This window comes from Marinobacter sp. tcs-11 (assembly GCF_002049515.1).
Classification (GTDB): domain Bacteria; phylum Pseudomonadota; class Gammaproteobacteria; order Pseudomonadales; family Oleiphilaceae; genus Marinobacter; species Marinobacter nauticus.
The window spans coordinates 78,953-104,384 of sequence record NZ_LLYU01000004.1; the positions used below are offsets into that span (position 1 = coordinate 78,953).

Sequence of the window (25,432 nt, forward strand, 5' to 3'; positions counted from 1 at the left end):
GCTATAACCCTCAGAAATCAAAATCGCTGGTAAAGGACCGCCGCATCAAATACCTGAGCGACTTGTATTCCTTGTAGTGGGAGGTGCCGGCGTGCTGTTCTTCCAGCTTTAGGAAGACCTCCTGGCCGTTGGCCTCGTCCGCCTTGCGGCTGAGCACAAAGCGCACCTGAAGCTCCCGCTCGCGGGGATTCTCCGAGGTCAGGTCAAACGACAGTTCGTGACTGTCTGAAATCAACTCCCCTGACTGGGTATAAATCCCGGCCCGCAGACGGCGAGGCTGTACTTTCTCGGTAACCGGCCCGGACTGATACAAGGTGACGGCCAGTTGGCCGGACGTGATCACCGAGCTGGCCCCACGCAGGATGTCCACCTCAACGGCGCTGACATCACTCTGGCGCTTCTTGTTAACCTTCAGGACCGGAATCACAACCTCCTGAAGGGATGCGCCGCCATGCACAAAGCGGCTGCCAGAGCCTTTAAGGCGCAGTCGGTTGATGGACTTGGGAATCTGCACTTCCATGTCGCCATCCAGCCCAAGCTGCTCAGACGAGAAGTGATGGAAAGCTGGAGAGGCGGACAGCCCCTTGCCCAGCACGAACCGACGGTCCCGGTAGCGAATATCGTCGCCAGAAACAGCATCCCCCAGGAAGTCACTCTCATCCAGCTCACGGTTCTGGTAAATAAAGCCATGGTCAGCGGTGATCAGCAGGTTGTTAGCGTTGGCCGCCGTGAGCTTCTTGATCAGACGAATCAGATCCCCCAGGGTCTGTTCTGCGGCTTCAAAGGCCTGCCCCTCTGAGTGCATCTTGTCGCCAGTGTGATCGATGCGGTTGTGGTAGATGTACAGCACATCATTACCCTTGAGCAGCTCCCGGCTGTCTTCCCGGTTGAGCTGCATAAAATCTTCCGCCTTGACGGCCTGCCCCCGCCCATCCAGAGCGGCCTGCAGGATTTTGGTACGGTTGACCGTGCCCTGTGAGCTTTGGCCATCCACCAGCACCGTGCCGGTATCGTTGTCGGCAATCGCCAGGGAGTTGTTGGGCAATAGCGCCGCCATACCGAGCTGGGTATAGCTGGGAAGGGTCGAGAGTGCCGGTTCAAGCTCCGCGCTGTAGCGATCTTCCTGTCGGATAAGGCCCAGCAGCTCGTCACCAATCTCGTAGCGCATGGCGTCGGAAATGATCACACAGATCCGCTTGTCCTTACGCAAGTACGGGCGAACCCAGTGCTCGAAAAAGGCCTTTTGCTGAACGACCGGATAGGCTTCCCAGCGTGACGCGGCATCCACGTGAACCTGGAAGCCATCGCCCAGCTTGAGCAGATAGTTGTTGGAATACAGGTTCTCCACCTGCTCACTGAGCTCGCCCATCAACGATGCCTGGCCGGACATGCGCACATGGTAGGTAAACTTGCGGTAGAGCTGATCCAGTTGGAACCAGGTGCGGCTGTATCGCTGAACGCCGTCGGAGAGGCTGTCCATGGTGAGACGAGCCTCACCCAGCATCTGGACAAAGCGCGCCGCAAACTCAATGGCTTCATACAGGTGGCGGAACTCCCCGTACCAGTGGCCCTGGCGCCGCTGCCGCACCCACAGTGCCACATCGCCACTAGTGACCGTGCGGCCTACCACCGCCCGCACCAGATCACTGATAATCTTCTGATCGATTAGCCGGAAGTAGTCCAGCTCAACCAGGTCCCGGAAGTCCCGTTTACCGAGATCCTGCTCAATACCCAGCACCTCGGCACACTCGGCAGACAGGGTTTCAAAGCCTTGCTCGAACTGCCGGCTGTCTTTCCAGCGCTTGAGGAACACCAGGGCGTCGCCAGTCAACTTGACCTCGCCGTCCGTACCCATGGCATAGCAGGACTTGAACAGCTCAACCACGAAGTCGCGCAGGCTGGGCTCACTGGCCTCGTAGCCGTAGAAACGGGTCAGTTGCTCCCACAGGAAGCTATCCAGACCACAACGCTCAATCAGCCGAATGCCATCATCGCGCTCTTCCGCCAGTTGCTGCAGCAGGGTTTCCACCACCGAGTCCATACGGGGCTCGCTGCCGGCACACACAGCCAGCATCTTCAGGCGCAGCTGACCGGCAGTGTCGTCCGGCTTCAGCAGCTTCTTCAACGCATCCTTGCGTTTGATTGCCTGGAAAAACTCCGCGTGGGCCTGGGCCACCTCGGCAAACTCCAGGCCTAGCTCCAATTCGGAGAGCCAGATTGCCACCTGGTCGGTCCGGAACTCGCCGTGGGCCAGCTGTACGTCCAGCAACCAGTTGTGCAGGTCCTCTGGTTGTGGCCCCTCCTTGTACAGAAGAAACTTCCGCTCCGGTGCCTCCCGCAGGATGCGATATTTCAGGCCGTACTCGTTGTTAGCGATCTCCAGCTTTTCGACGTCCTGAACGGAAACCGCCTCGAAGTCGCTGCGCAGCTCTTGCTTGGTGTCGTACCAAAACACGATTCGGTGCTTATCGAACAGTCGGCTCAGGGCTTGGCTAATACGGTCACTCATTGGCTTAACCCAGTAATCTTTTTCAAAGCGTCGCCAAATTTCGGATAATTGGCCTTCACCCCGTCATCGAGATCGATTTCCACCTGCTCGGTAGCCAGGGGGTAAAGCACATCCCGCTCGTAGTCATCCAGCTCGGCGAGGATTTTGTTGATCTTCTCGATCTCTTTCAGGGCCTTGGTCTTATCACCCGGGGAGGCCCCGGCGCTGATACTGACGGCCTCCAGATGGTTTTTCCGGGCTTGCAGCTTCTCGTCTTTGAAATCCCGCAGGTACTCCAGCACCGTGCCCACGGTGTGGGGCTGGTAGCGGTGCATATAGATCAACGCATTGAATGAGCCCTTTGGTGAGGAGAACAGCCAGTAGATCGGGCGCTTCTTGTAACGGCGCACGTGGTCGTTGTAGAAGTCTTTCAGGAAGTATTTACGGAGGTCCTTGCCCAGTGCCTGTTCGACAAAGCGGAGGTTTTCGTCATAGTGCTCTTCGCCAAAGGCGATGCGCAGGAATTCACGGAAGCGCTCGGTGATATCGTCGGTGAACCAGTCACCGTCGAGCATGGGGATGACATTGTCATCGTCTGCCGGGAAGCTCGGTTCTGGGATCCGCTTCAGGTAGTCCTCGATGGTCTCACCCTGATTGGCCATGATCAGCCCCGGCTCTTCTATAGCATAGCGGCCGAACATGCAGCCAACGGCGTAGGAGACCAAATCGCGCATGGTATCGGCCAGCAGCAGAGACTCCAACTCCTCTTCATTTTTGTTGTTGCCGTAGCGGTAATAAGGGTTGCAGGTCAGAGTGACCTCTTCCAGCGGCACCTCTGGTGTCAACTCATCCTGCAGGCCATAGGCATCAATGAAGATGCGATTGTTTTCTTCCTCCAGCCGCTGCATCTTGAGTGTCATCTCCCGCCAGTGGGCGCGAAGCTTCTGGTAGGTAGCTTTTAGGGTGGGCTGGTGGTAGCCGGCATTCATAAGCGGGATCCTAGTGAAGCCCCATGAGCTTTCAAAGGAATCCCAGTCTGCTTTTGTTATTTCGTATAATTCTAGATACTTGTCCCGATGCTCAGGGCGCACTCTTATCAAGGGAAGTTTTTTAAGAATTTGCGGTGTTACATTAAGCGTTGGATTTAATAACTCGATCAGGGCGTCTGATATTTTTGAATTTAAAAAACCCATTGCATCATAGAGGCTATCTCGCTCATTCGAGAAGAGTGCCAACCCTGCAGAGTCAAAAGTAAATCCCTCCGGATAAAATCGAAAGCTAGAAGTAGAGGACGTTATTTTTGACCAGCCAATATGTTCCTGAAAGTAATACTCTTTTCCATCATGCCTGAACCCTGGATTTTTCTCCATGGCATCCAAATGCCTTTGGGAATATTTCAAGACGGTGTCCCAGTTGCCAGCCCATTTCCTGAATTCGCCACCTTTATTATGTGGGGTGTACTCATATTTCTGTTCAGGATCTTTTCGAATAAGGTTAAATGCAACTTCAGGCCAATAAAGTATAAATACTTCGTTCTTTCCAGTACACATTCCCGCCCTAATGGCAAATGAACTCTCAAATGTTTCCTCATTTAAGAAAAGGTCTCTAATTTTGTCACTCACCCAATAGGCAATGGGGCTGCCTGGTATTTTTCTGAAATCTGAGGTGGATGCCGTAAAACGGTTTTCCCGCGCTTCCCTTAGAGCCTTCTCTTTTTCATGTTCTGAAGTATCATCTACAAGACGAATGTAGGTTCCCTTGTAATCTTGCCGTCGCGCCTTATCCACTACAAATGCTGTAGTCTGAACAACAGCGCCGCCAATACTATCGAAGGCCCTAGCACCTAGGTGCGCCATAGTTCTTATGGTGTCTCTATTAATGATGGTTTCACGAAGGGCTTCGAATGATGATAAAAACATCCAACTTTGCATGGTAATCATAGCGAATGAACCACTATCTAAAGCTAAATCTGCACATCTATCGATGAACATAGCAAACAAGTCGGCTTTAGAAGTTGTGTAGTTATCTTTGGCCCATGCTCCCAGCCTCCCATTCATTCCGGGCGCTCCCATATACGGAGGATTGGCGATCACCACATGGTATTTGGGACTCAGGTAATCTGCCTGCCGCAGGGCTTTCAGCGCCTTCTTATGCGTTTCGCTCAGAAAAAGTTGTCCTGATACCTCCTTGGCTTCCAAAACCCTCAGAGCGCCGTCCACATCGGTGACATCCGGACGGATCAGGGAGCCAAAGTTGTCGGCTTCTTCGAACTGGCGCAGAGTTGTTTGCAGCGGCGCGGTGAACATGTCGCGCCCGACAAACCCCATGTATTCCTTTAGCTCAACTTCATCGAAACGCACATTCTCCAGAACGCAAATATTGGGCTGAACTGGCTTTCTAAAGAACCTCCGAAGCTTGGCCCGTGCCTTCATGGTTAAAGCAAAAGCAGCGAGTTCTCCAGCCCGCTCGTCGATCTCTATGCCATACAGGTTATGACTTAGAATCTTGGCCGGAATGTCGGCAGGTTCGTAGCCTTCCTCTTCGTACATGGCATACAGCAAATCGAAGGCATACGTCAGCATGTGGCCTGAGCCACAGGCTGGATCGCAGACCTTGATCTCTTCGGGGCTGCTGATACGCAGGAAGTCGGTCTCGGGTTCCTCCGGCTTGATGTAGTAATCCATCTGCCCGATCAAGCCAGAGTCTGGCCGATTGAGCATCCAGAGGCGTCCCAGAGAGTTTTCCACCAAATAGCGGACAATCCAGTGCGGCGTGAACAGCTGGGTCGCCGCCGGGATATTCTCGGGAGTAACCTTCTTGTTTTTCTTGAGGTCAGCAAATACCTGGTCTTTCTTCTCGGAGATATAGAACTGATACAGCCAGCCGATCACCTCGACATCCTGGCAGACATCCGGCGTCATGGCCTCGCGGGTATAGGCCAATATCGAATTGCCTGACAGCAAGTCATCCGGCATCAAAAGCTCGGTGTAATCATCAATGCGCTCAAACAGGAACGGCATCGCACTGTACCAATAGTTACAGGCCGCAACGACCAACAGGCGATAGGCCTCCCCTTGCGGGTCCTGGCTGGGTGTTTTGCCATCCAGCAGGGCGAAGATCTTTTGGCGGGTTGGCTCCGACACCATTTCTTCATCGATATGGCCCATTTTGGCATCCGCCAGGATCTCTGGCTGGAACTGCCCCTCAGCAGGGGAAATAATGCCAATGCGGTTGTAACGATTCACGTCCATAAAACGCAGGGCGCAGAAGCGGTTGAACCAGATATAGGCCACCCGCTCGATAATCTGCCCTTTGCCTTGGTCGGTTATCGCCTCTTCCAGCTTTTTAATCGCCTGTGGTCTTTCTCGCCGGGCGGGACTCTCGTCGGCGAGTACCAGTTTGAGTTTGGCTGTAACCTGTTCGAGCAGGCTCCGGCGAGCAAATTGGGCGAATTTTTTAAGTTTCGATGTTTCCATGAATTAGGCTCCCGCACTTATTCTGCGGACGGTATGGGTTCCAAATTGTTTCTTGTACTGGTCCAGATTGAGAATGACGCACGCCTGTGCAAACGACAGAGACCAGTCTTTGTGATTCAATGGCAGGCAGCGGTGCAGCTGATCTTGTTTAGCTAGCAGCAATGCGGGATCGAGAGCGGCCATGGAAAGCAGGACGACATAATGAACTGGTTTTCCCACCTTACCGCTGAGGGCTCGGAACCAAAGGCTGTCTCTATACTTTCCCGCTAAATCGGGTATTAAATTGCCACTGACGAGCTTTTGTCTGAATGCTTCAGGATTGGTCGCGACAGGGTTGTCAGGGTCTTTTACTTCCACAAAAACCAAGCGATCCTCATACTCTGCAATAAAATCAACGCGCTTCATGGTGCTTTGCCCATGTAGCGCGTCGTCATCGAAGCGGACGGCTTCAATAGCATCGCTGAAATCGAATTCCAGATCGTCCTCGGAGAGAAGAGTCATACCTTTCCCCCGAGCGAGCGCTTGATCTCTTCGTCGTATAAATCATTGAACGTGTTCGCTATGGCATTGTTATCCAGCTCTTTATAGCTATTCGCTGATTGAAGAGTAACTTGGCCACCTTTGTTGACCAGTGCATGGAAGCGAATATGATCTCCCTGCCCTGGGCGGGCCAGGAGGTCAAACCATTTGAGCAGTACATAATCATGGGTGGCGAGAATGACCTGCTGGTTATTTCGAGCGAGCTCCAGAAGAACCTGAACAAGCAGCTTCATCAGCTTGGGGTTCATATTGGATTCTGGTTCGTCCCAGAACAGGGGGCCACTGGAACCAGGAGACAGCACGCCGTTACTTAGCAACCTGTGCAGAATACCGATCTTTCTGAAGCCTTCCGCTGTCATGCTGCTGGAGTACTGACGACCGCTTTCTGCGACGAACTCCGTCACTGTGGAGTCCTGATACGCTTGGGCGGACTTGGAATTGGTTCGTTTAGGAGAGGGCTTTTCCCGATATTCACCTGGCTGGAAGCAGAAGCCGCCGTTTTCCCACTGATAACGGCCACCAATCAGGCTGACCAATTGCGGAACGATCGAACTCAGCCTCGGATCTTGGTTGATTCGCACGTCCAGGTCGTCATCACTGGATTTGGTCAGGGCCTTGGCAAGATCGACGTAGCCATCATCGAATATCAGCTCAACCGTCTTCTGATCGTGTGTTTCGTCGGCCATACCCTTGACCAGAGAGAGCACTTCTTTGGTTGGGATGAACACTGGCTCAGCCCGGTACTTGGCGTAGCTTTGCGAATCCTTGATCGAAAGTTCAGAGGAGTTGTTGAAAAAGGTCGCGTTGACCTTCTGCCCCTCTGCAAACTGTGCGGTTAAACTGGCGTGCTCCCTGGCCCCGTGGAGGTGCATCTTCCCGAGCTTGTCATCCAGAGGCATGAACAGGCGTAAGAACTTGGTAGTTAAGGCCGCTTCGAGCTCGGCTTTACCGAGATCCGGCTTGCTCTTGAAAAACGATGCGCCGGCACAAAGCCCATAGGCCGCCTTGAGCAAGTGTGTTTTGCCGGTACCGTTTTCACCAATGATCACGTTGATCTTGGGTGAGAAATCGATGTTCAGATCACCGAATGACGTAAAGTTTTTGAGTTCAAGCCGGTCTATCATCATTACTTCCCGATTGTTCACTATCCCCTGATCCAGCACCCGGTCGGCCACTGCCCTCACTTGCACGCGGAAATACGCGCGGCGCTCGTATCCGCTCGTATTTTTCGTGCGCCGCACGTATTTTATCAGCTTCGCTCATATCGAGTCCCCTTCCCCTGGCCTACCGGGCGTATCACACCCTTGTCTTTCAAGCGGTTGAGCAGCCGAGTGGCTTGGAAAGGGCTGATATGGCACAGATCAGCGGCATCCGCTCGTTTGATGCTGCCGTGGGTATCGATGAAATTCAGCACCATCTGCTCCTGTTGGATGGCATCGAACCCCGCCTGGCGAACGTAGGCCGCCTTCTGTCCCGCCCCCCGGTAAACCTTGGCGCTCAGGGTGTAAGTGCGGCCCTTGCCGGTGCCGTGGGCTTCCACCATGCCTGCTTCCACCAGCTTTTCCAGGGTGCCCCGGACCACGGTTTCGGGCTTTTGCACGGATTTGGCCAGGTCCGCCGTTCTTAAGCGCCGCTCATTGCGCAGCCGGGACAGGATGATCAGGCTGTCGATGGGCATGGCGGCGCCGGTCTGTTCCTCACGCTCGACGATCATCCGCAGGAATTCGGCGTCCGCGTCCGCTGCGCTCATGCGCACGGAGACGGTGTGAGCGGACGACATGGAGTAGTCGGGGGCGGTGCGCCCGTAGCGGAGCATACCCTCGAAGATCCGGTCGATGCCTCGGCCAGTGCGTTCGGCCAGGCCAATGCGCTTGATGATGTCAGCCAGCAATGGGTTACGGGAGCGAGGGTCAGCCACCAGCAGGTTGTCCAGGTTGACGCCCTCCACAAAACCACCGGGATTGCTGATGCTCAGGCCGTCGTCGTCCAGTTTGACGTGCACGGCACCCAGGGCGCTGTAGTCGCGGTGAACCAGGGCGTTTACGAAGGCTTCCCGGAAGGCTCGACGGTCGAAGTTGGGGATGGGCACGCGAAACAGCCCGACCTGAATCTCCTCTTCCTCCACCCGGGCGCGGAACAGCACTTCGACCTCTTCAAACGTCTCCAGCAGCGGTTTGCGGTAGAACTCGTTGACCAGCACATCGGTACCGCGCAGCACCTGGAAGGCTACCTCGTGGGAGGGTAGGTGTTGCCGGAGCTGCATCTCACTCCCTAGCAGCAACAGGCCTGCAACCGTAGGGCGGCGCATGCCTCCCACGCTCACAGTCAGCCCCAGGGCGCCGTCCAGCTCATCATCCGCCAGGGGCATCAGGCTCTGGTCGCCACCGTACTTCTTGATGGCGTTGCGGATGCGGATGCGCTGAATCGGGTCCAGGTCCTCAACCGCGAGGTTTTCCACCGGCAAGGCCGAGGGGTCCGTTACCCCCAAGCTTGACTGGCGCTGAACAAACTCATGGGGGTAGAAGGGCACAGCCTCTGGAGTGCCGTCCATTCTCAGGCGCCGACGTTGCAGCAGGCCATCCGAAGTGGACACCAGCTGCCGGGACTTGGGCACCTGGATCCTGGCAATAGGTTGCCCGTCCAGCTCCAGGGACTCAACGCGCACAGCCAGCGAGGGAATGGTCTTGTTGGCAATCAGCGCGGGCAGGCCGGCGAGGTTGCGGTGATTGGCATGCAGCCCAGTCGGGGTGCCATCGTCTTCAACGCCCAGGAACAGGTCGCCGCCCTCGGTGTTGGCCAGGGCCACCACCGCAGCTACCAGATCCCGGTCCGGCAGGCTTTTGACGTCGCTTTTGAACTCGACGGCAAGGCTTTCGCCGCCGCGAATGAGCGCCTGGATTTCCTGTTCGGCTTCGTGCATGGCTATCCCCAACTTTGACCGATTAGACGGTTCGGCACGCTTAGATCTGGACCTTGCGGCCTTGCTGGACTTCAACCAGCAGGGCCTCGCGCAGGGCATTCAGATAGCGGTCCACATCCCCCTCGTCGGCCAGCCAGGCCTTGTCGAACGCGACACGGAGGTTGCGGGTGTGAACGTAGTCCGCGGGCGATTCCTTGATCTCGTGAGGCCCCCTGTCGTGCAGGTCTTCACTCTGCCCACCTGGGGGCTGATCGGGGTCGTCTGCCGGTGCTGATTTCTGATTGGCCAGCGCCACCATTTTGCCCAGCAGCTTCTGGTAGCCCTCTTCTTCAAAGTATCGGGTCCGGTCCTTGATCACGGCAATCAGGCGCTCCTGCCCGATATAATCGACCAGATCCCGGAACGGTTTGTTGAGCTCATCCTGGCGCGGCTCCGGCAGGGACTGATACTCATCCATGCTTTGCATGCGTTCTTGCATGGTCTTTAGGGACGTTTCTGCCTGGGAGCGGGTTTGCTGCACTTTCTCGTCGATGCGGCTCTGTAGACTGTCCAATTGGCCCTTCAGCTGCTGAATGCGATTTCCCTTGTAGCAGTTAGGGTCGTTCAGGATGGTGCGGATCTGCTCGATCTCATCCCCGGACACATAGATAAAGTTGGGCTCCTGGCTCTGCAGGAAGGACCGAGCCTGGTTGTAGATGTCTTTTTGTGAACCGCCCATAAACTTGCGGATGGGGTCGATGACATCCTCTTTCAGGCCCAGCAGCTGGTCTTCCTGCTTGCCCAATTCCGTCAGGTGCCAGGTGTAGGGCTTTCCGGCGACCTCTTTCAGCGTCTCCAGGGCCGGCTTCAAAGCATTGAGAAACGGGTACTGATCGACCTGCGCTATCCGCCGATCCAGGTCGTGGAACATGTCCTGAAAGGCTTCGCCAGCCTCTTTACCCAGGGCTTTGGCTTCGCTGCTGCGGGGCGGGCTGTCGAAGAAGTCCTCGTAGAACGACTTGAGGGCTCGGACCTGAGAGGCGGTGAACTCAATCTGTGGTTCCAGCACCACGTTGCCGTGGCCGTGAGTGTTGCGCAGGGCGCGCTCCAGCTCGCTGTCCTCCAGGATGTTACCGTCGAGACGAACCTCCACCTTGCCACGGGCACACAGGTTGGCCAGGGTGCAGAGAATCGCGGCGTAATACCAGCCGTAGGGTTTGCGTTCGAATTTTTCCAGCAAGCCCTTGAGGGTGGTACGGACACCGCCCCGGTTGTTGCTCTGAATGAACGCCAGCACTTCCTGCTCGGATTCCGCCAGGGCCGTGGCGTCGTTACCGAAAAGGCCATCGTCTGTACGGTTGAGGCAATTGTTGATGTCGTTTTCCGTGTAGGAAACGCCGCGCAACATGCGGAGGTTGGGGTAAGCCCGTGAAATCAGCTCATGGAAGCCCCGGATAATGCGGGTCTGGGGGTCCTCATTCGCCACTTCCACATCGGCGCCGCCAATGAGCAATTTGGACTTGCCAATGAGGGTCTGAACCTGCTGCCGGAGCCTGGCCTCGCGCTCACGGTTCTGGAAGCCTTTATCATTCAGGATCCGCTTGACAGCTTCCTGCTGGGTAACAGAGATATTCTGTTTGATGTACTTCTCGGTGCGCTTGAACATGAGCAGATCACGCACCAGGCGCTCGTCCGACGGCATGAGCACGAAGAGCTCGTCCGCCTTATAGGTTGAGGCTGTACGGAGCATTTGCTCATTGTCGGTATGCTCGTGGAACGGGCTGATGACATTGATCGAGAGTTCGTATTCACGCCCATGCAGACGATCATCCAGTTTGCGCGAATAGGAGTAGTCTTGCCCCTGGTTCTGGGAGGAGCCTGCGTCATAGCGGATTTTGCGCTGCTTGATGACAAAGTCGAAAACGATCTTTTCCAGCTCGTCAGCCACGTCCGATGATTCGACCTCTGTGTTCTTGATCTCCTGCTCGACGTCCTTTTCCTCGTCCGTCAGGTACTCGTACTGGTCGCCGTTGCGCTGTATGTAGGTCTGTTGCTCCAGAAGGCTCAGGGCCTCCTCGACCTTGGTGCGAAGTGCCGGCAGATCCTGATCGAAGGCATCCAGCATCAGCACGCAAAGGTTGCGCACCGTGGGCTTGAATTCCTTGACGTATTTGACCAGGAACAGGGCCTTCAGCAGACGAATGGCGAAGGCATTATCGAGGTGGTTCTCGGCCTGAATAATCGCCCGCTGTATTTGTGATTTCAGTGCAGAGCGGATGCCTTCAAACATCAGGTCAAAGGTGGCCAGTTGGCCCACCTCATGGTTGCCGATGTGGATGGCCACCTGCTGGAAAACCCCTAGCATGGAGCGCTCACCAACAGAGCTGTGCTTACCTTCAAAGGCGTTGTGCTGGGACAGATTCTGGATCGCCGATTGGAACAGCGCGAACTGGTAGGGGATAAAGGGATAACTGTGGATGAAGTGGTCGCGATCCCGGAAATTCCGATAGGTAGCCGAACCATCCGAAAAATCGAAGAGCGTTTTAAAATTATTGGATTGATCGTGGTAAAGATCTGACAGCTGGTTAACGCCCTCTTCGGTTTTGGTCAGCAGGCGCTTCTGGATCACTTCCGCTACATCGGCACTGGACAGTTTCATGCGGTTATTGAAACGCGCCTGAATTTTCGAGAAATCGTTACCTTGCTGCTTGCCCATTTCGCCAACCACGTTTTTCATCTCTTCCTGGGCGGTGACGATAATCCAGGCCCGGCCCCGACACTTAGTGGCGAGGCTCTCGGCAATGGTTTGCAGGTTGGTCATCAGCTTGGTGTTGTCGGCAATGTACTGGCCGACCTCGTCCACAAAAAAGTTCAGGCGGAACTCTTTGTGGCCACCCTCTTTTGCCTGCTTCTCGATATAGGCATTCACATTGTCCGCGAAGTCCTCAATTGAAACGCGGTATTCGCTGCGGTACTTGTCCAGAATGCCCGCTGCCGACTGCGGGTCGCCACTGGTCACAGCGGCGTAGGCTTTGGCAATATTCGGGCCTTCCAGAAGGGCTTGCTCCCGGCCTTTCTGCCAGGGGCGGCCGGCGATGGCCTCGTACTCGACTTTGAATTGTTCGTACAGGCCACGGCCGTCCAGATCGCGCTCAAACTGGGCAATGTGCCCTTGTTTGCCGTAGTAACCGCACATTTCGTCAAAGACTTTAACGAACACGGCCAGAAGCGCATCGATCTGGGTTTTGCTGATGACATCGGCTTTCTGATCGATGTTGAACAGAATGCTCTTCGCCGGAATTGAGACAGCTCGTTTCAGGTCGCCCCGGAGAATTTCATTCTCGCTGCATTTGGGAAGGAACAGGTCCAGGGTTGTAGCACCGTCCATCTCGCGGTTTTCAAGCAGAAGCGCCAGCATCTTAAGCAGGTGTGACTTACCCGAGCCGAAGAAGCCGGATACCCAGACCCCGTTCGCCCCTTCGTAGTTATTGTAGGCGTCCAGGAACTCTTCGAGACGCTTCTCGACTTCGTTGGTCAGTACGTATTCTTCAATTTCGAGGCGAAGACTGGCTTCATCGTCGGCTTTGATAACGCCTTCAATGGGGCGGTCAACGGGCTTTAGAAAAATATTCTTCAATGTCATTGTACTTTCCCTTAATGATTACGCCTCGAATCGTATCGTCCGCTCAGGCTTCGTAATGAAAGATGTTGAACGCACGGTAGTACTTGTCGTCATGCAACCTGCCGAACAGATCCAGCGATGCCCCGGTTTCCAGCGAGTGGGTATAGGAGCCCGGGAAGAACATCACCGTTGGCTGGTCTTTGGCGGTGCTCTGCAAGTTGTTGAGCACGTTATGGGAGCGTATGTAGGGGAAGACCTCGCCCACCCCTGAGAGAAACAGCACGTCAAACTCAACGGACTGGAGTTTTGCCGCAATAGCGGGCACCAAATGGGCTTCCGGGTCCAGCACTCCCTGTAGCAGCTCTTTCAGCTGATCCTTTGAGACTGTGGGCTCGAGCTCCAACACCTGCTCCCAGATGTCTCTTTCTTTCAAAATATCGACGGCCAGGTCGTACAGGTTGATGCTCAGAATCCGAATGCCCGCCTGCTCCAGCCGGTTAACCAACTGCCGCTGAAGACGCTCCATCTCGACCGCTTCTTCAGGCCGGTAGGGGCAGATGAAGAAAGGCACTTCATTACCCAGCCCCTGTTTGTTCAGGAATCGCTGGCCGGAAACCACGCTGAACAGGTGCTGTAGTCGCTCCTGCATCGGCATTTTGGCAATGTCCTTTCTCAAGCTGACATCCCCCTGATATCGGATTCATAGACTGGGAAGTAAAAAAACTCGTCAGGATTGTTCTGACGCAGCAACTCAACCAGCCTGGGGCTTAGCAGTATTGCGTTTATGGTTTTGTCTTTAGCTAACAACCCTACCTCCCGCATCATTCTGAACAGGACCTGCCGCAATTTATCGCGCGTTGAGGCGCTGGCATTATCCAGTTCGTCATGCCATTCCGATTTACGGTTATAGAAGGCGTCGAAATCCTCAAAGCTGAGATCCAACTTCATCGCTACAAACCGTTCGTGTAGCACTTCCACCGCGAAGTCCGCTATAAAGCGATAAAGGCGGCACACGGAAACCCACAGGAGATGTGCCTGGTCCTGGTGGTTTGCCTCGGCCAGGAAAGTCAGTTCGCTCTCGGTCAACGTCTTCAGGCGTGCAACCGCCTCTCTACAGGTGCGCTTTGCCGTGCTTTCCGTTCTGGCCTGTAGAAGGTTGTCATGTAGAGCTTGAGTCCGCACCTCATCCCAGTCACGGAGCGACAGGTACAGCTCGGCCAGCTTCACCGATTCGCGGTGATACAGGCTGCCGGACGTGAAGGAGATGCGATACCGGCCTTGGGTCATTCGGAACGCTCACCTTTGCTCGTCTCGGCGGCTCCTCCGCCCTTGACCCACTCATCTACTTCGACTTTTTTGAACTTCCAAAATCGCCCCATGCGGTGGGCGGGCATTGAGTGCTTGTCGATCCAGCGGTACACGGTGTCATTGCTGACACCGAGGTGCTTGCCTATTTCGTCTACGGATAACCAGCGATCTTCCATCTCGGCCATGTTTTCGCTTCCTATGGGCGATGGTGTTGCCGCCTCATCTGAGGCGGCATGGTTTCGTGGGCGGAGCAGCCCTACACTAGATTGACTGATCAATATATAGAGGTACCACGCCGCATTCAACCGATTTGACCCGGATAGACCAGCAAAGAACGGCGCATATAGCCATGTAAAATCTGGGCGACCCCATCAATAGCCCCACACAATCAACACCTGCGGTGTGAACGACAGGCCTTTTACCGCCAAAAGCCCTCATCTCTCCTCGCTGGAGCGGCTTGAACTCACGCTGGTAGCTTCCTTCAGTCCACGGAGGTGGTCCTCTAGATCTTTCAGAAGGCGCTCGCTTTTCCGCACGATTCGACAAAGCTCCGCCTGGTTGGCATTGAGCCTTCGCAACATCTCAAAACCGGTCTCAGTCTCCATGATGAGCGGTTGCTCCCAATCCTGGGCCCGCGTGAAGGCCGGTTTGTGGTAGCGATACTGACCTTCTTTGCGGATGTATTCACTGAACACCGAGCGGCCTTCACTACCCTTCTTCGGTACAAAGCGATTGTAGTACCAGGACAACTCCAGCTTTCTTTTCCGGAGTCGGACGCGGCAGCCGAAGTGCCCGGGATAGCCGGGTGTCTGGTCGGTACGATGCGCGACGTTGTGGGACCAGAAGTGATCACAGAGCCGCTGCGCCAGATAGCGATATCTGGCTTGCTCCACGTCTGCTTGTTGCTGAATCGCGGCCAGAAATTGGCGGCACTGCCTGATGGCGGCTTCGGTGCCGCGACGATGGTCCAAATTTTGGGCTCGGCTGACCGACTCCCACTCTTCGCAGATTTCCTGGTGAGTCATTCGTTTGCTCATGGCTGGCTCCTCGCTATGGATTTGCCAACAATCGTAATCCGTCGAGTGCTTTGAGCTGCCATGTGCTTTTGTCCTTTTTGGACACAAAGGCGGGGGCGGAGGCAGATTCCTTCCTCCAAGCCATGGGACCTTTCCAATTCCTGTCCACGTAACTATCTGATTTGGGACTTTGCCGCTGCGCTCCCGCGCGCCATGAAATAGCTCGCATGGGCTGAAGGATCCGCGTTCCATTATTCATTTGGGACCCTGGCCTCCCACCTCAGTGACAACACCGGTATCCGGAGGCTTGATGGAACCGGACTGACTGTCGTCGCTACAACAATTCCCACCGCTTCCTCGAGGCACTTACAAGGGGCTTGAAAGAGACCTTTTGGAGCCCCGGTGTGATGCGGGCACGTCCCGTGAAATAACAGGGTCTCGACAAGGCTTTTTGAGAGGCTGTTTTGATCACGTCCAGCATTGACTTTCACATGTGAAAGTCAGCGGGAGTTACCGCTTCATAAAATGATGCCGTGATGATGGCGGCTAGCGGAGACTGTTCACATTTTCGCCAGAATTTATCCAAAAACCGATGGCCGCCACATAGAAAGCGCCTAAACCCTAAAATTTATCCTTTAAATTCAGCGTTTTAATATCTTTTTCTCTTTGCGCCCAAATTGGCCAATTCCACGGTTCTGGTGTGAATTCAGGACTATTCATAATCACTCCTGACCGTTAAACAACGAATCAGGAGTGGATTATGCAACGACAGTATTTCAACGAGACGAATGAGCGTTTGCTCACCTATGAAGAGGTTTGTGCCGTCACCCAGCTTTCGCAAGCCACGCTTCGACGGTACGTGAAAGCCGGTCGTTTCCCTGCCCCCATAAAGCCAAGCCCGCAAGGAAGGGCCGTCAGGTTCCGGATTCAGGATGTTCGTGACTGGCTGGACCGGCTGTGACGGAGGCGCGAATGAAATATCAATTGAGAGACTCAGGGCTGTACTGCTACAGCTCTGAAGAGTGGCAGAGGGTTGGCGGATGGATAGAGGTTGTTGCCCGAACCCGCCTCTCCAATAAAAAACACGGCCACGGCGCGCTGCTGCAGTGGAAAAATATGGACAACGTCCTGCTGCGCGAGGTGGTGTATGCGAGGACTCTGAACGGTGATAACGCTCGTCAGATACGAGAGCTGTTGGTGGACACCGGCTATCCCCTCGAACCCGGCAATATTAGCTGGACACGACTGCAGCGGTATTTGCTGGAGGAAATGGCAAAGGCGCCTCCGGCCACAACCGTCGACCGCAGCGGCTGGCATGGGCCTATTTTCGCAACGAGCAGCTGGACGGCAGGTCAGGCGGATGAGCAGCACCACTTTGTAGGGCAGCTATCGACCTCACCGTTGCTCCAGGAAAGCGGGTCTCTTCAAGACTGGCAGAATCAAGTGGGGAAGCTCTGTGGCGGCAACCCGCTGGCGATCCTCAGCGTCGGGGTGGCACTCGCGGCGCCCCTGCTAAAGCATGCGGAGCTTGAAAATGGGGCCTTTCACTTGGTTGGTAATAGCTCCACCGGGAAAACGACGTTGCTGCAGGTGGCCGCGAGTGTTTGTGGAGCACCAACGTTCGTGAGGAACTGGGTAGCGACTGCCAATGGCTTGGCAGCCGTCGCTGCTGAGCACAACGACATGTTGTTAGCGTTGGACGAGATTGGCCTGGCTCGGCCGGAAGATGTCGATGTGGCGACGTATCACATAATGACCGGTGCCAGTAAGCTGCGCGCGAATATCTCAGGGGATCTTGCTGAACAAACGCACTGGCGAACGCTGGCGTTAAGTACTGGTGAGGTATGGCTGTCGGAAGTGTTTCAGGAAATAGGAAAGTCGGTTAAAGCCGGCCAAGAGAATCGTCTTGTCGAGATCCCCGTTTTTGGAAAATTTGGAGCCTTTGACGAGGTGCATGGCTTCAGCAGCCCCCAAGAGTTCGTGGACGCGTTGAAAAGCCGCACCAGGCACTACCATGGCACGCTGTTCCGGCACTGGCTTGAGCGTCTCACAGAAGATGTGGATGACTTGCCCGGCTATATCCAGAATGAGGTCGCCCGGTTGACGGACCAATGGAAGACCTCTCATATGGCTTCGCAAGTCCTCCGGGTGATCAGGCGGTTCGCACTGATCACCGCTGCTCTGTGCCTAGCCTGCCGGAACTACCTACTTCCCTGGTCGGAAGCGGAGTCAGTTCGAGCGGTACACCAAGCAGTTGGAGCCTGGCTTCGGAGCCGAGGTCACATCTTCAATTCGGAGGAGCACCGCATTTTGGCTCGCCTTCGCGATGCGATTTACAAATGGAATCACCGCCTTGTTGACATAGAGCGGGGGGATTACGGAAGAGCAATTGGTCTGCGACGCAAAGTGGCCGGTGAGACGCAGTGGCTGATACCCAAAAATACTCTGATCAAGGAGCTTGGCCTTCGTAGTCGATACACTCGGGAAATTGAGCCGCTTATCCAGAGAGATTTCATGGAAACCAATGAGCAGAGCCGTGGCACCATGAAAATCAAGCTGCGGGATCGATCGGAGCGTTTTTTCGCCCTGTGGCCTGATCGCATCAAGGCGTATTGGGAAGCGCTACCGGATGGAGATGGACTTTCCCAGTTTCCCACTATTCCCACCGGTGATTCGGAGGTAGAGGAGGATGATTGATAAAACCTTCAGTCCGCCTTCGGAAGAGGTGCGCACCAAGCTTCTGGCTCGTTCTGGACAGTGTGAGCGACTGGTCCGGGAGGGGGATCGCCGCGCGATTACCGGCGTCAGCCGAACTCAGTGGTGGACCTTGGAACGAAAGCGAGTGGCTCCGGCACGACTCAAGCTGGGCTGCAACTCGGTGGCGTGGCGGTTATCGGATCTGTTGGCCTGGATCGAGCAACAAGGGGCCTGATCTGGCCCCTTTACTCTCCAGAGCTGACTTCACCTCTCACGATGGGCGCCAGCCACTCGCAGAGCGCCTCGTGAGCCTCTTTTCGTTCTTCAAAATACGCATGCTTGTTATAGACCCGGTCAGTCCGGTTGCCGGGCAGCTGATTCAGGCAGCGTTGGGCCAGATTGTCATCAAAGCCGAGCTTACCCAGTTTCGTACGGGCCGTGCCGCGAAGATCGTGGACGCGGCGCTTGTCAAATGAGAAGAGCTTTTTCTCAAAGAGCTTCTTGAGCGCATGGTTCAGCGTATTCTCGCATACGTGCGGAGTCCGTGCTTTTTTGCTGATCCTGCGAGCTGGGAAGACCCACTCACTCCCACAGGAGCGTACTTTCAGTTCATTCAACCATTCCACGGCGGGTTCCGCCAACGGGATATCGATGGCCCTTCTCTTTTTGGTCCTTTCCTCGGGCAGGTACCAGATACGGTTCTCCAAATCGAATTCTGACCAAGGCGCGGCCAGAAGCTCCATCTTTCTCGTACAAGTCGCTATCAGCAACGCGCAGGCCAAGTAGTTCTCTCGACTGAACTGCGCCGGAATCACCCTAAGTTTGGTAAAGAACTCGGTGACTTCGTCTTCATTCATTGGGTAGTTGGCGGCCTTCTCCTCCCCGCCGGCGTCCCTGGGGCGGAATGGCGAAGCTGGATTGAACCTGGTGACGTCCAGTTTGATGCCATGATCAAACAGGTTCCTCAGCAGGCGCATCAAGTCATTTGAGAGGGTCGGGCGAGGCTTATTGTCCTCATAGCCATTGGCCACGTCCCGCAGGATTTCGCTGATATCCACTGGCCGGATCTTTTCAAGTTCCACCTTTCCGATGCGCCAGGCGACCTCACGCTCGTACAGGCTCTTCTCTTTATGGTGGGACGCGATTTCTCGTTTGCGAAGCTCGTAGTAGTCCGCGTACAGGTCATTGAGCGTTTTGAAGGGGTTTTGGTTGACCCTCTGCCGCTCCTGAACCGGGTCAGCACCCTCACGCTTGATCGCCAACCTCAGCTTCGCCGCCTCATCACGGGCGTCGGCCAATGACCAGTCGTCCACCTTGCCGATGGTGTATTCGCGCCGGAGCTTGGTAGCTGGCGTGGTGTATCGCAGCATCCAGTAAGCGTCGCCGCGCTTCGGGGTCATGAGGTAGAGGCCATTGCCGTCGGCATGTCGCACGGATGGCTTCTCTTTGATCAGTTTCTTGACGGTCTTGTCGTGTAGCTTGCCCACTTTCCTGCCTTAAAAAAATTGGGGAGTACAATCTCGCTGAGACAATATAGCGAGAAAATACTCCCCAATCTACTACCCATCACTACCCAAACTTGGCAGAACTTACACGAACGCGGTGACCGTCAAAATTACATAACCATTTGATTTTTAAAGAGCTAAAGAACAACGACAAACACCCAAGAACATCACTCTATGTTTTGCACCTGCTCCCGCATCTGCTCGATCAGCACCTTTAAGTCCACCGCTGCGCGGGTGACGGCGGCATCGATACTCTTGCTGCTCAGGGTATTGGCTTCCCGGTTCAGCTCCTGCATCAGGAAGTCCAGGCGCCGGCCGATGGCATCGTCGTTTTGCAGGGTCTCGGTGACTTCGCTGATATGGGCATCCAGGCGGTCCAGCTCTTCGGCCACGTCACTTTTCTGGGCCAGCATGACCATCTCCTGGGCCACGCGCTCCGGGTCCAGCTCTACCTTGGCTTTCTCAAAGCGATCCCGAAGGTTCTGCTCCTGGGCGGCCAGCAGTTGAGGCATTTTCTCGCGCACCTCCGCCACCAGCTTACCCATGGTGGCCAGACGATCCTCAAACAGCGGTCTCAGGCGTTCGCCTTCCCGTTCGCGCACGCTCATCAACTCGGCCACTGTATCGACAAACAGATCTGCCGCTGCCTCCTTTGCCGCGCTGTAGTCCTTTTCCGGCAGAGACATCACCCCCGGCCAGCGCAGAATATCGAGCGCATTGATGTGGGCCGGGTTATCCAGCATACGGTTGATATGATTGGCCGCCTCGTTCACAGCCCGGGCCATCTCATCACTGATTTCAAAGCCCTGGACATCACTCTCGGCCGACTGCAGGCGCATGGAGACATCGACCTTGCCCCGCTTCAAGCCCTGCTTGCGCAATTCCTCCCGAAACCGGTTTTCAAGCTCACGAAAAGCCTCCGGCAATCGGAACGAAGGTTCCAGATAGCGGTGATTCACGGTACGAATCTCACAAGTAAGAGTACCCCAGTCACCCTGGGCGTCCTTGCGGGCAAAAGCAGTCATGCTGCGGATCATAGTGGCTCCAGTGTTCGTCAAAGGAACGTCGAGTTTAACAGGCAAACGCCCGGAGCGGCGAACCCGACCAAAGGGGCACGCGGCCTCCCCCGCCTGCCCCTTGCTACGTGCTATACTCGTTGCCCTTTCAAAACGCCCGACCGGCAACAGCCGGACATTCATATTCAGAAACAGGACACACTATGCGACCAAGCGGCAGAACGCCTGAGCAACCCAGAGACGTCCGCATCACCCGGAACTACACGCGCCACGCCGAAGGCTCGGTATTGGTGGAATTCGGCGATACCAAGGTGATCTGTACTGCCTCTGTCGAGAACAAAGTACCACCGTTCCTGCGCGGCGAAGGCAAAGGCTGGATCACCGCCGAGTACGGCATGCTGCCCCGCTCCACCGGCAGCCGCATGGGCCGGGAAGCTGCCCGTGGAAAACAGGGTGGCCGCACCGTGGAAATCCAGCGCCTGATCGGCCGCAGCCTGCGCGCCGCAGTGGATCTCGAAGCGCTGGGCGAACACACCATCACCATCGACTGTGACGTGATCCAGGCCGACGGCGGCACCCGCACTGCTGCGATCACCGGTGGCTGCGTGGCCCTGGTAGACGCGCTGAATCACCTGGTAAAAGAGAAACGCCTGAAGAAATCACCTCTCAAACAGATGGTGGCTGCGGTCTCTGTCGGTGTCTACAAAGGCACCCCGGTGGCCGATCTGGACTACCCGGAAGACTCTGAAGCTGAAACTGACATGAACGTGATCATGACCGACCAGGGCGGCTTCATTGAAATCCAGGGAACTGCGGAAGGTGCGCCGTTCGAGCAGGCAGAACTGGACGCCATGCTGGCGCTGGCAAGAAAAGCGATTGATCAGTTGTTTGAACTGCAGAAAGAAGCTTTGAGCGCATAGGCCTGACGGCCTACTGAAAGCTAGCGGGTTCGGAGGGGGAAGCCTTTCCGGGACCGTCTCCGGCCAGGGATGGCCGGAGTCGAGCGCACAGGGATGTGCTTGTAGCGTGTTCCGGAAAGGCTTCCCCCTCCGGACACGCGACCGACTATCTCAAAGCTCAGAAGCCGATTTCGATATCGTAATCCATGATCACAGGGGCATGATCAGAGAACCGGGTCTCGTCATCAATCCAGCCATCGCGAATGGTCTTTCGAATACCCGGCGTCAGCAGGTGATAATCCACCCGGATACCCGCTTTCTTACGGGAACCCTCAGTCTGCTCCGGCCACCAGGTGAACTGATTGCTCTGCTTGTTGATCTCGCGGAACGCATCAATACAGCCCATTTCATCAAACAAACGATCCAGCCATGCGCGCTCATGGGGCAGGAAACCGGAGAAATCGGTCTTGTGATAAAGCGGGCTTGCGTCGGTTACATGATGAGCGGTCTGAAGATTCGCGCATAGAATAAACTGACGACGTTTGCGCAGGGTTTTCTGCATATGAATGCCAAAGGCTTCCATGAACTCGTCTTTGTGATCGAGCACTGTCAGGTCGTCTTCACCGATCAGTTCTTCCTCGCGGCCGAGGGCACAGGGCGCGAGCACGCAGGCAACGGAAACCTTGTCGAAGTCGGCCTGGATAAAGCGGCCTTCCCGGTCTGCCTGCTCATTGGCAAAGCCATACATAATGGCTTTCGGGAAATGACGGGTGTAGATGCCGACACCACCGTGCTCGTTCAGCTCACCATCGATGAAATAGGCCTCGTAGCCTTCCGGAACCAGGTTCCTGTCTTCAATTTCGTAGGCGCGCATGCGGTGGTCCTGCACACAGACCACATCAGCGTCCTGTTCGGCAAGCCAGTCAAAAAAACCCTTTTCAACAGCCTGCTCAAGACCATTGACGCTGATTGATACTACCCGCATACGTGTTCCCTGATTCGGTTTGTGTGTATGATACCGTTTTTACGCTTTAATTAAAGATCAAACCCCGCCAGAAGCCTTGCCATGCATGACTATCAGCAAAAATTCATTGAGTTTGCCATCCAGCGGAATGTGCTGCGTTTTGGAGAATTCACACTCAAATCCGGGCGCACCAGCCCCTACTTCTTCAATGCCGGACTGTTCAACACCGGAAACGACCTGCTTGAGTTAAGCAAGGCCTATGCCGCTGCGATAGCACGCAGCGGGCTGGATTATGACATCATTTTCGGGCCTGCCTATAAGGGCATTCCGTTGGCCACGGTAACCGCCATGGCACTTGCAACAGACGGTAACAGCAAACCTTTTGCCTTTAACCGCAAAGAAAAGAAAGATCATGGTGAAGGTGGCAATATTGTTGGCGCCCCACTACAAGGTAAAGTACTGATTGTTGACGACGTGATTACCGCAGGCACGGCCATCCGGGAATCTATCGACATCATCCGGGCCGCCGGAGCCGAGCCGGCCGGCGTGCTGATTGCCCTGGACCGACAGGAAAAGGGCAACGGTGAACTGTCCGCCATCCAGGAAGTCGAGAAAGAGTTCGGCATCCCCGTTGTCAGCATCATTCGTCTTGAACAGGTACTGGACTACCTGAAGTCCAATCCGGAATTTGCCGGCCATGCGGAGAACGTGGCCAGCTACCGGGACCGCTACGGAGTCTGATGAATGCGTCACCATCTGACCGTTTCTCCTGTTGTTGCCGGCGTTGCGGCCTTCGGACTGCTGTTTGCGGCCGGCGCCCAGGCAACCATGTACCGTTACACGGATGAAAACGGACGGCTGGTTATCAGCAACACCATTCCCCAGGAAGCGACCAAACGTGGTTACGATATCCTGAGCAACAACGGCCGGGTGGTCGAAACCGTTGCCCCCGCCCCCACCGCGGAAGAAATCGCCGCCCGGGAAGCGGAGAAAGAGCGCCAGAAGCAACTGGAAATCCAGCAGGAGCAGGATCGTCTGCTCCTGAAACGCTTCAGCCATCCGGATCAGGCTGTGCGCGCCATGCATCGCAAGATCCGCGAACTGGAAGGCATTATCCAGCTGAAGCGCGGGAACATTTCAGTAATTTCCAGCCAGCTCGACAGCGAGCAGAGCCGCGCGGCGGATATGGAGCGCGCCGGCCGGGACATCCCGGAAACGACGCTGGAGAAAATCCGCAGGCTCGAAGCCCAGATTCGAGATATCGAGCGGGAGATTTCCGCTCAACGGCAGGATATCGGCGAAATGAAAAAGGCCTACGAATCAGACATCAAGCGCCTGGAAGAAATCACCGGGGAGACACGAACACTCCCCCTGGAGCCGGAAGAAAACTAAGCTCCACTAATGACAAAGGGCGCTCAACCGAGCGCCCTTTGCGTATGACTCACCAACTCGCCGAATCAAGCAGTGGCGGCAGTGGTTTTCTTGGCCGCAGGCTTGCGGGCAGTGGTCTTGCGCGCAGCCGGCTTCTTGGCGGTTACGGACTTCTTGGCATCCTGAGCGGCTTCTGAAACATCGTCGGCTGCTTCAGAAACGGCGTCCGCACCTTCGGCAGCTTCTTTTTCCAGCTTCGCAACCAGCTCAGCGGCGAAATTGCCAAAGCGGGAGTTCAGCGAACGCAGCTGCTCGAACAGGTTCTCGGAGTAGCCGTTGTAACGCTTGCGCAGGGTCTTTACGCTGTACTCGCGCGCTTCCGCCTCCAGCTTTTCTGCATAATCAAACGGCTTGGACGCCAGCTTCTTCTGCTGCTCTTCAGCCGCGTTGATGCCTTTCTCAACGATGTCTTGCAGCTGTTCCTGGTAGGATTTCAGTTTACCCATGGTGGTTCTCCCTGTTTTCCGAGTCGTTTCGGCACCGCGTTTTGCAGAGCCTTTGGTAACTTTCACCTACCAAACTACGGCTAAAAATTAGAATGTTCATACTAAACACGGATAGGGGTTTTTACCGATTATTCACTTGATCACAGAATACTCGCTGGCATAATCGCACACTGTTTTAACGAAGCCCGTCTCCCGGTTGTATTCAGGCTCCATACGAACGAATACCAGAGGGTGCACCTGCAGCGCCCCGTATGCGAGTAGTTATGAAGAGAACGCTTTATCCCAGTCCGCTGTCACGAACCGCGGCCACACTCCTTTGCCTGTTTGCCATACTTCTGGCCGGCTGCCAGGAAGACACGCGAGCCAGTAAACTGGATTCAAAACGCGCTTCGGAGATGGCAGACAGCCGCCTGAAACAGGCGCAGGGCGACCTGCTTGCCACGCTCGGCCAAAGCCAGCCGGACGATCAGGAAACGCCACAGCCACCTGGCGCCGACATCCCGAAAACCCTGGTATGGAACCCACCGCTCACCCGTGAAGATGGCTCAGCACTGACACCTGGTCAGATTGCCGGTTACCGCATCTATTACCGACTGAAACATCAGGAGAGCTTCAGCGTCATTCCGCTGAACGATGGCAGCAAAACCCGATACACCCTGTCGGAGATGCAGCCCGGCGCCTACGAGTTCTCAATCACAACCATTGATGTGGATGGCCTGGAAAGCAGGCGATCAGATCCGGTTGAGGTCAACCTGATCTGACCGGAAGGACGGATTACCAGCGGAAGATCACCCAACTGGGCACGAGCAGGTCGGACTCGGTATCCTGAACCCAGCCACCGCCGTCGGCCGGCACCAGGTAGTATTCCGGGCCAATTTCAGGCACCACTTTAATCTCCATTAGCTGGCCATTCACCCGATACTCATAAAACACTTCTTTCTCGCCGGGGCGAATAACAATCTCCGCACCACCCTCCGGCGGCTGGTAATCGGAAATAACCACAGGTTCTTGAGGGGTAACCACCGGAGTGGCATCCAGAGCCCCTTCATCCTGGGCCAGCAACGGCGCAGAGAAGCAGCCCCATAGCAGGGCGGAACAGGCGATTCGTTTCATTTTCGTGGTACC

The 25,432-nt window shown here is 55.5% G+C and carries 22 protein-coding genes; 7 read left to right on the top strand and 15 right to left on the bottom strand.

Annotated features, from left to right (window positions below; genetic code table 11):
• Nucleotides 1–10 precede the first annotated feature (10 nt).
• The 10 genes from pglZ to mobI all read right to left on the bottom strand — a co-directional run bounded on the left by pglZ (nt 11) and on the right by mobI (nt 15,370).
• On the bottom strand, nt 11–2,509 hold the full coding sequence (gene pglZ, locus ARC85_RS06495; protein WP_228232940.1) for a BREX-1 system phosphatase PglZ type A: 2,499 nt from the start codon (nt 2,507–2,509) through the stop codon (nt 11–13).
• Nucleotides 2,506–5,964, bottom strand: a complete 3,459-nt coding sequence (gene pglX / locus ARC85_RS06500) for a BREX-1 system adenine-specific DNA-methyltransferase PglX (protein ID WP_228232942.1) — start codon at nt 5,962–5,964, stop codon at nt 2,506–2,508. Before pglX ends, pglZ begins: the two co-directional genes overlap by 4 nt.
• A gap of 3 nt (nt 5,965–5,967) precedes the next feature.
• Entirely contained in the window at nt 5,968–6,465 is a 498-nt protein-coding gene (locus tag ARC85_RS06505; RefSeq protein WP_228232946.1) for a hypothetical protein, read from the bottom strand.
• Nucleotides 6,462–7,745, bottom strand: a complete 1,284-nt coding sequence (locus ARC85_RS06510; protein WP_286714550.1) for an AAA family ATPase — start codon at nt 7,743–7,745, stop codon at nt 6,462–6,464. Before ARC85_RS06510 ends, ARC85_RS06505 begins: the two co-directional genes overlap by 4 nt.
• 8 nt (nt 7,746–7,753) lie before the next feature.
• Entirely contained in the window at nt 7,754–9,424 is a 1,671-nt protein-coding gene (locus ARC85_RS06515; RefSeq protein WP_027854331.1) for an ATP-binding protein, read from the bottom strand.
• Between the two features lie 40 nt (nt 9,425–9,464).
• Entirely contained in the window at nt 9,465–13,046 is a 3,582-nt protein-coding gene (gene brxC, locus ARC85_RS06520) for a BREX system P-loop protein BrxC (protein WP_286714551.1), read from the bottom strand.
• Between the two features lie 43 nt (nt 13,047–13,089).
• Nucleotides 13,090–13,680: a DUF1788 domain-containing protein gene (locus ARC85_RS06525; protein ID WP_011784100.1), complete on the bottom strand. Its 591-nt coding sequence runs from the start codon at nt 13,678–13,680 to the stop codon at nt 13,090–13,092.
• Between the two features lie 17 nt (nt 13,681–13,697).
• A complete protein-coding gene (locus ARC85_RS06530; protein ID WP_286714552.1) occupies nt 13,698–14,312 on the bottom strand; it encodes a DUF1819 family protein in 615 nt (204 codons plus the stop codon).
• On the bottom strand, nt 14,309–14,518 hold the full coding sequence (locus ARC85_RS06535; protein ID WP_022992167.1) for a helix-turn-helix domain-containing protein: 210 nt from the start codon (nt 14,516–14,518) through the stop codon (nt 14,309–14,311). The genes ARC85_RS06530 and ARC85_RS06535 overlap by 4 nt, the downstream gene beginning before the upstream one ends.
• A 249-nt stretch (nt 14,519–14,767) precedes the next feature.
• Nucleotides 14,768–15,370 carry a conjugative transfer protein MobI(A/C) gene (mobI, locus tag ARC85_RS06540; protein WP_036149400.1) on the bottom strand — a complete coding sequence of 201 codons (603 nt, stop codon included), beginning with the start codon at nt 15,368–15,370 and terminating at the stop codon, nt 14,768–14,770.
• A 739-nt stretch (nt 15,371–16,109) separates the two neighbouring features.
• On the opposite strand from mobI, the gene ARC85_RS06545 reads away from it, so the two are divergent.
• Genes ARC85_RS06545 through ARC85_RS06555 form a run of 3 tightly spaced genes read left to right on the top strand, consistent with a single transcriptional unit; the run spans nt 16,110 to nt 18,281 of the window.
• On the top strand, nt 16,110–16,310 hold the full coding sequence (locus ARC85_RS06545) for a helix-turn-helix transcriptional regulator (protein ID WP_008174219.1): 201 nt from the start codon (nt 16,110–16,112) through the stop codon (nt 16,308–16,310).
• Nucleotides 16,311–16,321: 11 nt separating this feature from the next.
• Nucleotides 16,322–18,046 carry a DUF927 domain-containing protein gene (locus ARC85_RS06550; protein ID WP_159177836.1) on the top strand — a complete coding sequence of 575 codons (1,725 nt, stop codon included), beginning with the start codon at nt 16,322–16,324 and terminating at the stop codon, nt 18,044–18,046.
• Nucleotides 18,039–18,281 carry a helix-turn-helix transcriptional regulator gene (locus ARC85_RS06555; protein WP_286714553.1) on the top strand — a complete coding sequence of 81 codons (243 nt, stop codon included), beginning with the start codon at nt 18,039–18,041 and terminating at the stop codon, nt 18,279–18,281. Before ARC85_RS06550 ends, ARC85_RS06555 begins: the two co-directional genes overlap by 8 nt.
• Nucleotides 18,282–18,291: 10 nt before the next feature.
• Here ARC85_RS06555 and ARC85_RS06560 read toward each other — a convergent pair whose 3' ends face one another.
• Together ARC85_RS06560 and ARC85_RS06565 are read right to left on the bottom strand one after the other, a co-directional pair.
• Nucleotides 18,292–19,533, bottom strand: a complete 1,242-nt coding sequence (locus ARC85_RS06560; protein ID WP_286714554.1) for a tyrosine-type recombinase/integrase — start codon at nt 19,531–19,533, stop codon at nt 18,292–18,294.
• Between the two features lie 185 nt (nt 19,534–19,718).
• Nucleotides 19,719–20,588 carry a YicC/YloC family endoribonuclease gene (locus tag ARC85_RS06565; protein WP_286714555.1) on the bottom strand — a complete coding sequence of 290 codons (870 nt, stop codon included), beginning with the start codon at nt 20,586–20,588 and terminating at the stop codon, nt 19,719–19,721.
• A gap of 182 nt (nt 20,589–20,770) precedes the next feature.
• On the opposite strand from ARC85_RS06565, the gene rph reads away from it, so the two are divergent.
• A complete protein-coding gene (rph, locus tag ARC85_RS06570; protein WP_113879485.1) occupies nt 20,771–21,487 on the top strand; it encodes a ribonuclease PH in 717 nt (238 codons plus the stop codon).
• Nucleotides 21,488–21,644: 157 nt separating this feature from the next.
• Here the strand turns inward: rph and ARC85_RS06575 are convergent, their stop codons facing one another.
• Nucleotides 21,645–22,451, bottom strand: coding sequence for an exodeoxyribonuclease III (locus ARC85_RS06575; protein WP_023011727.1), 807 nt, complete (start codon nt 22,449–22,451; stop codon nt 21,645–21,647).
• Between the two features lie 81 nt (nt 22,452–22,532).
• On the opposite strand from ARC85_RS06575, the gene pyrE reads away from it, so the two are divergent.
• On the top strand, nt 22,533–23,171 hold the full coding sequence (gene pyrE / locus ARC85_RS06580) for an orotate phosphoribosyltransferase (RefSeq protein WP_011784091.1): 639 nt from the start codon (nt 22,533–22,535) through the stop codon (nt 23,169–23,171).
• A gap of 3 nt (nt 23,172–23,174) precedes the next feature.
• Nucleotides 23,175–23,822 (top strand): DUF4124 domain-containing protein, encoded by a 648-nt coding sequence (locus ARC85_RS06585; RefSeq protein WP_023008361.1) that lies wholly within the window; start codon nt 23,175–23,177, stop codon nt 23,820–23,822.
• Nucleotides 23,823–23,887: 65 nt separating this feature from the next.
• On the opposite strand, the gene ARC85_RS06590 is transcribed toward ARC85_RS06585, so the two are convergent.
• Nucleotides 23,888–24,307, bottom strand: a complete 420-nt coding sequence (locus tag ARC85_RS06590; RefSeq protein ID WP_011784089.1) for a hypothetical protein — start codon at nt 24,305–24,307, stop codon at nt 23,888–23,890.
• 263 nt (nt 24,308–24,570) lie between these two features.
• On the opposite strand from ARC85_RS06590, the gene ARC85_RS06595 reads away from it, so the two are divergent.
• The gene (locus ARC85_RS06595) at nt 24,571–25,068 is read left to right on the top strand and encodes a fibronectin type III domain-containing protein (RefSeq protein ID WP_226538210.1); all 498 of its coding nucleotides are present in this window, start codon (nt 24,571–24,573) and stop codon (nt 25,066–25,068) included.
• A 13-nt stretch (nt 25,069–25,081) separates the two neighbouring features.
• Here ARC85_RS06595 and ARC85_RS06600 read toward each other — a convergent pair whose 3' ends face one another.
• Nucleotides 25,082–25,420: a DUF2782 domain-containing protein gene (locus ARC85_RS06600; protein WP_041654519.1), complete on the bottom strand. Its 339-nt coding sequence runs from the start codon at nt 25,418–25,420 to the stop codon at nt 25,082–25,084.
• Nucleotides 25,421–25,432 lie beyond the last annotated feature (12 nt).